The sequence below is a fragment of the Kitasatospora sp. NPDC059571 genome (genome assembly GCF_042735675.1).
Taxonomy (GTDB): domain Bacteria; phylum Actinomycetota; class Actinomycetes; order Streptomycetales; family Streptomycetaceae; genus Kitasatospora.
In genome coordinates this window covers 1-12,602 of record NZ_JBHWBW010000078.1, presented here as the reverse complement: position 1 = coordinate 12,602, position 12,602 = coordinate 1, and the positions used below count along the sequence as shown (strand labels likewise).

3 protein-coding genes are annotated in these 12,602 nt (G+C 76.2%); all 3 read left to right on the top strand.

Features of this window, described 5'->3' with window-relative positions; translation table 11 throughout:
• Positions 1 to 25: 25 nt before the first annotated feature.
• The 3 genes from ACFV0G_RS12150 (at position 26) to ACFV0G_RS12140 (ending at position 12,488) form a co-directional block, all read left to right on the top strand.
• On the top strand, positions 26 to 793 hold the full coding sequence (locus tag ACFV0G_RS12150; protein WP_380545585.1) for an SDR family oxidoreductase: 768 nt from the start codon (positions 26 to 28) through the stop codon (positions 791 to 793).
• A 528-nt stretch (positions 794 to 1,321) separates the two neighbouring features.
• A complete protein-coding gene (locus tag ACFV0G_RS12145) occupies positions 1,322 to 8,926 on the top strand; it encodes an SDR family NAD(P)-dependent oxidoreductase (protein ID WP_380545567.1) in 7,605 nt (2,534 codons plus the stop codon).
• An 85-nt stretch (positions 8,927 to 9,011) separates the two neighbouring features.
• Positions 9,012 to 12,488 (top strand): type I polyketide synthase, encoded by a 3,477-nt coding sequence (locus ACFV0G_RS12140; protein ID WP_380545565.1) that lies wholly within the window; start codon positions 9,012 to 9,014, stop codon positions 12,486 to 12,488.
• The last annotated feature ends 114 nt before the right edge of the window (positions 12,489 to 12,602 follow it).

The window sequence follows — 12,602 nt, the reverse complement described above, 5'->3', positions numbered from 1 at the left end:
CGCGCTGCGCAGCCACCAGCGGGCCGTGGCCGCCCCCCCCGCGCCCCGCGGCGGCCCCCCGAAGCCCGCGCGGGGCGGGGATCTCGCGGCCGGCGCCCCGGCCGCCCGCCCCCCCCCCCGCGAAGGCGCCGACGTGGCGTTCTGCCACCTCCCCGACGAGGAGAAGGACGCCCAGGAGACCAGCCGACTGATCGAGAGCGCCGGGCGACGAGCCCTGGCGGTGGCCGGCGACGTGCGCCAGGAGCAGTTCTGCGCGGACCTGGTGGCCCAGTGCTCCGGCGAACTCGGCGGCTTGGACGTCCTGGTCAACAACGCCGCCTACCAGATGTCCCAGCCCGACGGTCTCGCCGCCATCAGCACCGACCAGTTCGACCGCGTGATGAAGACCAACCTCTACGCGATGTTCTGGCTGTGTCGGGCGTCGCTGCCGCACCTGTGTCCCGGGTCGTCGATCATCAACACCGCATCCGTCCAGGGCTACAAGCCAAGCCCGCACCTGCTGGACTACGCGACCACCAAGGGCGGCATCATCACCTTCACCCAGGGACTCGCCCAACAGCTGGCCCCGGACGGCATCCGGGTCAACGCGGTCGCCCCGGGCCCCGTATGGACACCGCTCATCCCCGCCACCATGGCCCCGGACAGGGTCGCCCAGTTCGGCAAGCAGTCACCGCTGGGCCGTCCCGCCCAGCCGGCCGAGATGGCACCCGCCTACGTCTTCCTCGCCTCGCAGGAAGCGAGCTACATCACCGCCGAGATCATCAACGCCACCGGCGGCACCCCCCTGCCGTGAGCAGGGCGGCCCACGGCCAGGGATCCTGTGCCCGCCGATGGCCTGGTGACTCCGAGCCCGGGGCCGGTTCGCGGCCCGTGGGAAGGCCGTGGGTGCGTGGCCGCGAGCAGGTCCCGACCAGGTCCTGAGCCAACCCTGGCCGTGCCGCCTCCGCAGACCACACGATGCGAGCGCCGTCGAGCCCGCGCGCCGGCGGCCATGTGGATCATCCCGCCTCCGGTAGTCACCAGGACTGCGTCACGGATGCGCTCGAAGCGCGGTCGCGGCCGCCCCTTGCGAGTTGGGTCGCGGATCACCGTCGCCCGGAACGGCTTGCGGCGGCGTCGCCGTCACCGGCCCGGATTCGAGATCGAGGAGCCCAACGGTGCAACCGGGGTCCCGGCTGACATCGCCGGTCGTGCTTCCCGTCCGGGCCCCAGGCGTGTGGGGGGGGGGCGGGCGGGGCGGCGCGCGGCGCGGGCCCTCGCGCCCGCGGCCGGGCCCGCTTGCGGCCCGCTGCCCCGGGGGGGCCGACCGGAGGCGACGACGGTGGCGATTGCGCTGGGCCTGACCCATGTCCGCGGCGGACAGGTCGACTGGCCGGCCGTCTTCGCCGGGTACGGCGTCCGCCGGGTGGACCTGCCCACGTATGCCTTCCAACATGCCTGGTACTGGCTGGAGTCCGCCGCTCCGCAGCCCGGCGCCGCAGGTGCCGAGGACCCGGCCGCCGCGCACTTCTGGCAGGCCGTCGAACGAGAGGACACCGCCACCCTGGCGGCGGCCCTCGAGATCGAGGACGGCGACCAACTGAGTGCCCTCCTGCCCAAGCTCTCGGCGTGGCGGCGGCGTAGTCGTGAGGCGTCGGTGGTGGACGGTTGGCGCTATCGGGTGGAGTGGCGGCCGGTGGTGGAGTCGGCGGTTGGGTTGTCGGGTGTGTGGCTGGTGGCGGCCGGGGCCGGGGAGTTGGCCGGGGTGTTGGCCGGTCGTGGTGCGGAGGTGCGGTTCTTCGAGGCCGGTTCGGCTGATCGTGCTGTCCTGGCGGGTGAGTTGCGGTCGGTGGTGGCCGATGGTGTGTCGGTGGCGGGCCTGGTGGTTCCGGCTGTCGCGCCGGGCGGGGTGTTGGCTCTCGTTCAGGCGTTGGGTGATGCCGGTGTTGCTGCGCCGCTGTGGTGTGTGACCCGTGGTGCCGTGTCGGTGGGTGCGGGGGAGCGGCTGGCTGATCCCGGGCAGGCGCAGGTGTGGGGTCTGGGCCGGGTGGTGGCGTTGGAGCATCCGGAGCGGTGGGGTGGTCTGGTGGATCTGCCCGTGGAGGCGGACGGGCGGGATTTCGACCGGTTGGCGGGTGTGCTGGCCGGTGGTGGTGAGGATCAGGTCGCGGTTCGTGGGTCCGGGGTCTTCGGTCGTCGTCTGGTGCGTGCGCCGCGTGGTGAGGGGGCGAGTTGGTCGCCGTCGGGGACGGTGCTGGTGACCGGCGGGACGGGTGCGCTGGGCGCGGAGGTGTCGCGGTGGCTGGCCCGTAGCGGTGCCGGGCATCTGGTGCTGACCAGTCGCCGTGGTCCGGATGCCCCCGGTGCGGCGGAGTTGCGTGATGAGCTGACCGCTCTCGGTGCGGTCGTGACGGTGGCGGCGTGTGATGTTGCCGACCGTGAGGCACTGGCGGAGTTGCTGGCGGGGCACGAGCTGTCCGCGGTGTTCCACACGGCCGGCGTCCTGGACGACGGCGTCGTCGACGCACTGACGGCGGAGCGGTTGGCGTCGGTGGCCCGGCCGAAGGTGGACGCTGCGCGCAACCTCCATGAGTTGACCGCTGGTCACGATCTGTCGGCGTTTGTGCTGTTCTCCTCGACGGCCGGGACGATCGGCAGTGCCGGTCAGGGCAACTATGCCGCGGCCAACGCCTACCTGGATGCGCTTGCCGAGCAGCGGCGGGCCGACGGGCTCCCGGCGACCTCGATCGCCTGGGGTCCGTGGGCCGAGGCGGGCATGGCGACCGACGACCGGCTCACCGAGCGCCTGCGCCGCGGCGGGATGCCGGCCATGGCGCCGGAGCTCGGCCTGTCCTTCCTCCGGCGGGAGCTCGCCCGGGGCGACGACGCCCCGGCGGTGGTTGCCGCCGACGTCGACTGGGAGCTGTTCGCGCCCGGGTTCACCGCGGCCCGGCCCAGCCGGCTCCTCGATGCTCTGCCCGAGGCCCGCGAGGCCCTGGACCGTGCGGCGCACGCCGCGGCCGGTCCCTCCGCCGCGCTGGCCGAGCGCCTCGCCGGGCTGTCCGGGGCCGAGCGTGACGCCGTCCTGCTCGATGTGGTGCGCGGGCACGTGGCCGCCGTCCTCGGCCATCCGAACCCGGCGGCCGTGGAGGTCGGGAAGGCCTTCCGCGAGCTGGGCTTCGACTCGCTGACCGCCGTGGAGTTCCGCAACCTGCTGGGTGCCGCGACCGGGCTGTCACTGCCGGCGACGGTCGTCTTCGACTACCCGTCGGTCCGCGGCCTGGCCGAGTACCTCCGCGACGAACTCCTCGGTGCGGCTGCCGTGGAGCAGATGGCCGCTGCCGTGCCCACCGCGGACGACCCGATCGCCATCGTCGCGATGAGCTGCCGGTTCCCGGGCGGGGTCGACACCCCGGAGGCGCTCTGGCGGCTGCTGTCCACCGGCGGTGACGCGATCGGCGGCTTCCCCACCGACCGCGGCTGGGACCTGGAGACCCTGCAGGGCGGCGACGAGGCGCACTCCTCGGCCACCCGTGAGGGCGGATTCCTCTACGAGGCGGGCGAGTTCGACCCGACGTTCTTCGGGATCTCGCCGCGTGAGGCGCTCGCCATGGACCCGCAGCAGCGGCTGCTGCTGGAGACCGCCTGGGAGGCGTTCGAACGGGCCGGCATCGATCCGGAGGCGCTGCGCGGCAGCCGTACCGGCGTCTTCGTCGGCACCAACGGCCAGGACTACCTCCAGCTGGCCATCGAGGCCTCCGACGAGATCGGCGGGTTCCTCGGCACCGGCAACGCGGCCAGCGTGGTCTCCGGCCGGCTCGCCTACACCTTCGGTCTGGAGGGTCCGGCGGTCACCGTCGACACGGCCTGCTCCTCCTCGCTGGTGGCCCTGCACTGGGCCGTCCAGGCGCTGCGCAACGGCGAGTGCTCGCTCGCCCTCGCGGGCGGTGTGACGGTGATGTCCTCGCCGGGTGCGTTCGTGTCGTTCAGCCGGCAGGGCGGCCTCGCCGAGGACGGGCGCTGCAAGGCGTTCGCCGCGGGCGCGGACGGCACCGGCTGGGGCGAGGGAGTCGGCCTGCTGCTGGTCGAGCGGCTCTCCGACGCGCAGCGCAACGGCCACCGGGTACTGGCGGTGGTCCGCGGCTCCGCCGTCAACCAGGACGGCGCCTCCAACGGCCTCACCGCGCCGAACGGGCCCGCGCAGCAGCGGGTGATCCGCCAGGCGCTGGCCGCCGCCGGGCTGACGGGCGACCAGGTGGACGCCGTCGAGGCGCACGGCACCGGAACCCGCCTCGGCGACCCGATCGAGGCGCAGGCGCTGCTCGCCACCTACGGCCGGGAGCGCACCGGGGCGGAGCCCCTCTGGCTGGGTTCGATCAAGTCCAACATCGGGCACACCCAGGCCGCGGCCGGTGTCGCCGGCGTCATCAAGATGGTGCTGGCGATGGAGCACGGCGTACTGCCGCGCACCCTGCACGTCGACGCGCCGTCGCCGCACGTCGACTGGTCGGCGGGCGCCGTCGAACTGCTGACGGAGAACCGGCCGTGGCCGGAGACCGGCCGTGCCCGCCGGGCGGCGGTCTCCTCCTTCGGCATGAGCGGGACCAACGCGCACACCGTGCTGGAGCAGCCGCCCGCAGGGGGGCCGGTGCGGAGTGCGGCGGACACCGCCGGCGCTCCGGTGCCGCTGGTGCTCTCCGGCCGCACCGAGCCGGCCCTGCGGGCGCAGGCGGCGAGGCTCGGCGCGTTCCTGGCCCAGCAGCCCGAGCTGCCGCTGGCGGAGGTCGGCCGCGCGCTTGCGGTGACCCGCACCCGCTTCGACCACCGTGCGGTGCTGGTCGCGGGTGACCGTGCCTCGGCGGTGCACGGCCTGGCCGCGCTGGCCGAGGGCCGACCGGCCGCCGGGCTGGTCCACGGCGCCGCGGGCCGCCCGCCCAAGGTGGCCTTCGTCTTCCCCGGGCAGGGCTCGGCCTGGCCCGCCATGGCGGTGGAACTGCTGGAGTCCTCCCCGGTGTTCGCGGCCCGGATGGCCGAGTGCGCGGCCGCGCTGGCACCGTTCACCGCCGACTGGTCCCTGCTGGACGTGGTGCGCGGCGCCGCGGGCGACGACTGGACGGACCGGATGGACCTGGTGCAGCCGGCGCTCTGGGCGGTGATGGTGTCGCTCGCCGAGGTGTGGCGGGCGGCGGGCGTCGAGCCGGCCGTCGTCCTCGGCCACTCGCAGGGCGAGCTGGCCGCCGCGACCGTGTCGGGTGCGCTGACCCTGCAGGACGGCGCCCGTGCGGTGGCGCTGCGCGGCCGCGCGATCGCCGACGGGATGGCCGGCCGCGGCGGCATGGCGTCCGTGGCGCTGCCGGTCGCCGAGGTGCAGGAGCGCCTCGCCCCCTGGGCGGACCGGCTCTCGGTCGGGGCGGTCAACGGGCCCGCGTCCGTCCTGGTCTGCGGCGAGACGGCCGCCCTGACGGAACTGCTGGACTCCTGCGCCGAGCAGGGCCTCCGCGCCCGCCTGGTCTCCCCGCACTTCGCCTCGCACTCCGCGCAGGCCGAGGCGATCCGCGAGGACGTGCTGGCCGTGCTGGCGGACGTCCGCCCGCGGGCCGGGACGGTGCCGCTGTTCTCCACCGTCGACTGCGCGCCCACGGACGGCTCCGACCTGGATGCCGCGTACTGGTACCGCAACCTCCGGCAACCGGTGCGCTTCGCGGAGGCGGTCGCCGCCCTGCTCGCCGACGGCGTCGACACCTTCGTCGAGATCAGCGCCCACCCGGTGCTGACCACCGCGATCCAGGAGAACATCGAGGAGGCCGCCGCCGACGCGGTCGCCGTCGGCACCCTGCGCCGCCGGGACGGCGGCCCGGACCGGGTGCTCGCCTCCCTCGCCGCGGTCCACACCCGCGGCCTCCCCGTGGACTGGTCGGCGTTCCTCGGTGACCGCGACCGCGACGGCCGCAGTCCGTACGTCCAGCTGCCCACCTACGCCTTCCAGCGGGAGCGCTACTGGGTGGAGCCCGCCGACGCGGCACCCGCCGACGTGGCCGCCGCCGGGCTCGGCGCCGCCGGGCACCCGCTGCTGGGCGCGGCCGTGGAACTCCCCGACTCCGACGGCCACCTGCTCACCGGCCGGCTCTCGCTGCGCACCCACCCCTGGCTCGCCGACCACGCCGTCGGCGGCACCGCGCTGCTCGGCGCGACCGCCTTCGCCGAACTGGCCGTCCGCGCCGGCGACCAGGTCGGCTGCGCCCTGGTCGAGGAACTCACCCTGCTGACGCCGCTGACCCTGCCGCCCGTCGGGGCGGTCCGGCTGCAACTCGCCGTCGGCGCGCCCGACCCGGCCGGCCGGCGCCCGCTCACCGTGTACGCGCGGCCCGAGGACGACGACACCGGACAGCCGTGGACCCGGCACGCGAGCGGCACGCTGGCCCCCGGCGCGGTGGCGCCGACCGACCCGCTGGACCCGGCGGCCTGGCCGCCGGCCGGCGCGGTGGAGGTGCCGCTGGACGGCCACTACGACCGGCTCGCCGACGCCGGCCCGGCCTACGGTCCCGCCTTCCAGGGCCTGCTGAGGGTCTGGCAGCACGGCGAGGCGGTCTACGCCGAGGCCGCGCTGCCCGACACCCAGCAGCCGCAGGCCGCCGCGTACGGGCTGCACCCGGCGCTGCTGGACGCCGGCGTGCAGGCACTCGCCGCGGCCGCCCACCACCGGGCCGGCACGGCGGACGACGACGGGGACGGCGGCGGGACGGAACTCCGGCCGTTCGCCTGGAGCGGCTTCGCGCTGCACGCGGCCGGGGCGGGCACCCTGCGGCTGCGGCTCGTCCCGACCGGCCCGGACACCGTGGCCCTCACGGCCGCGGACGGCACCGGCGCACCAGTGGCCTCGGTCGCGGCCCTGACCCTGCGCGCCGTTCCGGCCGGGCCGGCCGCACCGGCGGGCCACCACGACTCGCTCTACCGGGTCGACTGGACCGTGCCGCCACCGGCGGCCGCCGAGAGCGGCACCCCCGGCGGCTGGGCCCTCCTCGGGCCGGACGACCTCAAGGTCGCTGCGGCACTGGAGCGCGCCGGGCTGCCCGTCGAGACCTACCCCGACCTGGCCGATCTGCTCGCCGCCGTGGCCGCGGGACGGCCGGTGCCCGCCACCGTCCTGGCAGCCTGCCCGACCGGGGCCACCGGCACCGGCCTGATCGGCGACGTCCATGCCACCACCCGGCGCACCTTCGAGCTCGTCCGGCACTGGCTGGCCGAGGACGCCCTCGCGGACGCCCGCCTCGTCCTGCTCACCAGCGGCGCGGTCGCCGCCGGACCGGGCGACGGAATCGACCTCAACCTCGTCCAGGCGCCCGTCTGGGGCCTGGTCCGCGCCGCCCAGACGGAGAGCACCGACCGGCTGGTCCTGGTCGACCTCGACGACCACGACGCGTCCCGGCACCTGCTGCCCGCCGTCCTGGCCACCGGGGAGGACGAGTACGCGCTGCGCGCCGGCACCGTCCTGGTGCCCCGACTGGCCCTGGTCGAACGCACCGCGGCGGGGACGGCCGGGGCACCCGCCCCGGCCCGCCCGCTCGACCCCGCCGGCACCGTGCTCATCACCGGTGCCACCGGCGGACTCGGTGCCCTGCTCGCCCGGCACCTGGTCACCGAGCACGGCGTGCGCCGACTGCTGCTCACCAGCCGCCGCGGCCCCGCCGCCGACGGCGCGGACGACCTCCTGCGCAGCCTCGCCGACCTCGGCGCCGAGGCCGACCTGGTCGCCTGCGACACCGCCGACCGGGAGGCGCTGGCCGCCGTCCTGGCCGCCGTCCCGGCCGAGCACCCGCTGACCGCCGTGGTGCACACCGCCGCCGTCCTCGACGACGGAGTGATCGGCTCGCTCACCCCCGAGCGGATCGAACGGGTGCTGCGCCCCAAGGTGGACGCCGCCGTCCACCTGCACGAACTCACCGCCCACCTGGACCTGGCGGCCTTCGTGCTCTTCTCCGCGGCCGCCGGCACCCTCGGCGGCGCCGGCCTCGCCAACTACGGCGCGGCCAACGTCTTCCTCGACGCGCTGGCCCGGCACCGGCGGGCGGCCGGACTGCCCGCGCACTCCCTGGTCTGGGGCATGTGGGCCGAACGGCGCGGCATGGCCGGGCGGCTGACCGAGGTCGACCTCGCCAGGTCGGCGCGCGGCGGCGTCCTCCCGCTGACCGCCGAACAGGGCCTGGCCCTGCTCGACACCGCCCTGACCGTGCCGGACGAGCCGGTGCTGCTGCCGATCCGGCTGGACCTCGGCGCGCTGCGCACCCTCGCCGGCACCCCCGGGGCCCTGCCGGCGCTCTTCCACGGCCTGGTCCGGCCACCGCTGCGCCGTACCGCGGCGCACTCCGCGGGCGCCGCTGCGGCGGATCCGGCCGCCGACCTGGCCGCCCGGCTCGCCGGGCGGGACCGGGCCGAGCAGGAGCGCCTGCTGCTCGACCTGGTGCGCAGCCACGTCGCGGCCGTGCTCGGCTACTCCTCGGCCGAACTGATCGGCGCCGGCCAGGCGTTCCGCGAACTCGGCTTCGACTCGCTGACCGCCGTCGAACTGCGCAACCGCCTCGGCGCCGCGGTGGGCCTGCGGCTCTCCGCGACGCTGGTCTTCGACTATCCGACGCCCGCACTGCTCGCCGGGCACCTGCGCGAGGAGATCGCCCCCGCACCGCCCGCCCCGCAACTGCTCGCGGAGCTGGAACGGCTGGAGACCGCCCTGGCCGCGCTGGCGGCGGACGAGGTGTCCGTCCTCGCCCCCGACGGTGCGGCGCACGACCGGATCGCCGCCCGCCTGCAGGGCCTGCTCACCGCCTGGAACGACGCGGGGGCGGCGGACGGCGGCGGCGCTGCCGGCGGCGAGGGCGGTGCGGCGGTCATCGACGACGCGACCGACGACGAGATCTTCGAGTACATCGACCGGAAGTTCGGCCGGGGCTGAGCGCCCGTGCACCACTCCGACCCCTGCCGGGCCCGGCGGACAGTCCGCGGCCCGCACCCCGACGAACCGAATGGGCAACTCCCCGATGGCCAATGAAGACAAGCTCCGCGACTACCTCAAGCGCGTCCTGAAGGACCTCGACGAGGCCCACGCCAAGCTGCGCGACCTCGACGAGCAGGCCCGCGAGCCGATCGCGATCGTCGGGATGAGCTGCCGCTTCCCGGGCGGCGTCGACTCGCCCGAGGACCTGTGGCGGCTGGTGTCCGCGGGCGGCGACGCGGTCGCCGGCTTCCCCGCGGACCGCGGCTGGGACCTCGACGCCCTGTACAGCCCCGACCCCGACGCGGAGGGCACCGCCTACACCCGCGAGGGCGGGTTCCTGGCCGACGCCGGGAGCTTCGACGCGGCACTGTTCGGCATCTCGCCGCGCGAGGCGCTCGCCATGGACCCGCAGCAGCGGCTGCTGCTGGAGACCACCTGGGAGGTGTTCGAACGGGCCGGGATCGACCCGTACTCCCTCGCCGGCACCCGCACCGGCGTCTTCGTCGGCACCAACGGCCAGGACTACGCACCGGTGCTGATGCGGGCCGCGGAGAGCTTCGAGGGCCACCTCGGCACCGGCAACACCGCCAGCGTGATGTCCGGCCGGCTCTCCTACGCCTTCGGCCTGGAGGGCCCGGCGGTCACCGTCGACACCGCCTGCTCCTCCTCGCTGGTCGCCCTGCACCTGGCCGCGCAGGCGCTGCGGGCCGGCGAGTGCACGCTCGCCGTCGCCGGCGGCATCACCGTCATGCCGAACCCCGGCACCCTCATCGAGTTCAGCCGCCAGCGGGGCCTCGCCGCCGACGGCCGGTGCAAGTCCTTCGCCGGTGCGGCGGACGGCACCAACATGGCCGAGGGAGTCGGCCTGCTGCTGGTCGAGCGGCTCTCCGACGCCCGCCGCAACGGGCACCGGGTGCTCGCCCTCGTCCCGGGCAGTGCGGTCAACCAGGACGGCGCCTCCAACGGCCTGACCGCCCCCAACGGGCCCTCCCAGCGACGGGTCATCCAGCAGGCGCTGGCCGCCGCCCGGCTGACGCCCGACCAGATCGACGCCATCGAGGGCCACGGCACCGGCACCACCCTCGGCGACCCGATCGAGGCACAGGCCCTGCTCGCCGCCTACGGCAAGGGCCGCCCCGCCGAGCGGCCCGCCTACCTCGGCTCGGTGAAGTCCAACATCGGCCACACCCAGGCCGCCGCCGGCGTCGCCGGGGTGATCAAGATGGTGCTCGCGATGCAGCACGGCGTACTGCCGCGCACCCTGCATGTCGACGAGCCGTCACCGCACGTCGACTGGACGGCGGGCGCCGTCGAGCTGCTGACGGAGAACCGGCCCTGGCCGGAGACCGGGCGCCCGCGCCGCGCCGCGGTCTCGTCCTTCGGCATCAGCGGCACCAACGCGCACGCCGTCCTGGAGCAGGCTCCCGCCGAGGAGCCCCCCCCGGCGGAGCCCACCGCCGCGGCCGGGCCGCTGCCGTGGCTGCTCTCCGGCAAGAACGACGCCGCGCTGCGCGCCGGCGCCGCCCGACTGCGCGACCACCTCACCGGCCCGGACGGCACGGAGGCGCAGCACCACCTCGCCTACTCGCTCGCCACCGGCCGGGCGGCGCTGGACCGCCGGGCCGTGGTGGTCGCCGCCGACCGCGCCGAACTGCTGCGCGGCCTGGACGCCCTCGCCGAGGGCACCGCCGAAGCGGGTCTCGTCCGCGGCACGGTCACCGAGGGCCGGATCGCCTTCCTCTTCACCGGCCAGGGCAGTCAGCGGGCCGGCATGGGCGAGGAGCTGTACGCGGCGTACCCCGCGTACCGGGAGGCCTTCGACGCGGTCGCCGCGGAACTGGACCCGCTGCTGGACCGCCCGCTGCGCGCGGCGATCGCCGACCCGGCGCTGATCGACGGGACGGCGTACGCGCAGCCCGCGATCTTCGCGCTGGAGGTGGCGCTGTTCCGCCTGCTGGAGTCGTGGGGGCTGCGCCCCGACCTGCTGGCCGGGCACTCGATCGGCGAGATCGCCGCCGCGCACGTCGCCGGGGTGCTCTCGCTGCCCGACGCGGCGAGGCTGGTAGCGGCCCGCGGCCGGCTGATGCAGGCGCTGCCGGCCGGCGGCGCGATGGTGGCCGTCGAGGCCGCCGAGGGCGAGGTGCTGCCGCTGCTGATCGGGCGCGAGCACGAGGTGGGCATCGCCGCCGTCAACGGACCCCGTTCGGTGGTGCTCTCCGGGGAGGAGCAGGCGGTGCTGGAGGCCGCCGCGGACTGGACGGCGCAGGGCCGGCGGACGAAGCGGCTGACCGTCAGCCACGCCTTCCACTCGCCGCTGATGGACGGCATGCTGGCGGACTTCCGCAAGGTTGCGGAGAGCCTGACCTACCGGGCGCCGCGGATCCCGATCGTCTCCACGCTCACCGGTCGGACGGCCGAGGCGGCGGAGATCTGCGCCGCCGACCACTGGGTGCGCCACGTCCGGGAGGCCGTCCGCTTCGCCGACGCCGTCGGCACGCTGGCCGCCGAGGGGGTGCGCACCTTCGTGGAGCTCGGGCCGGACGCCGTCCTCGCGGCGCTGGGCCCGGACGCCGTGGACGCCGAGGCCGCGTTCGTCCCCGTGCTGCGGGCCGACCGGCCCGAGGCACGGGCGCTGGCCGCCGCGCTCGGTGCGGTCCAGGTGCGCGGTGCGTCCGTGGACTGGCCGGCGTACTTCGCGGGGACGGGCGCCCACCGCGTCGAGCTGCCCACCTACCCCTTCCAGCGCCGCCGCTACTGGCCGGAGGCCGCACCGGAGGACGGCACGGGCGGCACGGGCGTGGACGCCGCGTTCTGGGCCGCCGTCGAGCAGGAGGACCTGTCGGCGGTGGCAGCCCTGGTCGGGGTCGACGGCGAGCAGCCGTTCGGTGCGGCGCTGCCCGCGCTGGCCGCCTGGTTCCGGCAGCAGGACGCCCGGCGCGCACCCCGGGCCGAGGCACCGGAGCAGGAGCCGGCCGGGGAGGGCCCCGCGCCCGCGTCCCGGCTGGCGCTGCTCCCGGAGGCCGAGCGGGCGGGCGCCGTGCTGGCCCTGGTGCGCGCCGAGGTGGCCGCCGTGCTCGGCTACCCCGGCCCGGAGGAGGTCGACCCCGGTCAGGCGTTCCGCGACCTCGGGCTGGACTCGCTGACGGCGGTGAACATGCGCAACCGCCTCGCCGAGGCCACCGGCCTGGTCCTGCCGGCCTCGGTGGTCTACGACCGGCCGACCCCGGCCGCGCTCGCCGCGCACATCTGCCGGGAACTTGCCCCGGACGGCAGCGGCGCGGGCGACGACGTGCTGGCCGGGATCGACCGGCTGGAGGCCGCGATGGCGGCGGCCGCCCCCGACGGCGTCACCCGCGCCCGGGTGCAGATGCGCCTGCAGGCGCTGGCCGCCCACTGGGCCGACACCCCGTCACCCACCACCGCGGGCGAGGGCACCGCCGTCGACCTCACCGACGTCGATGCCCTCGGCGCCGCCTCCGACGAGGAGCTGTTCGCCTTCATCGACGACAGCCTCGCCTGACCCGCCCCCGCTCAGGGAGCGGAACTCCCCGGGGCGGCCGGGTGCTCCCGAGCTACCCGCCCCCCCCGGGGTACACCGCGTGCGAGGCGCCCCCGCCCCGCGGGCCCCAGGAGC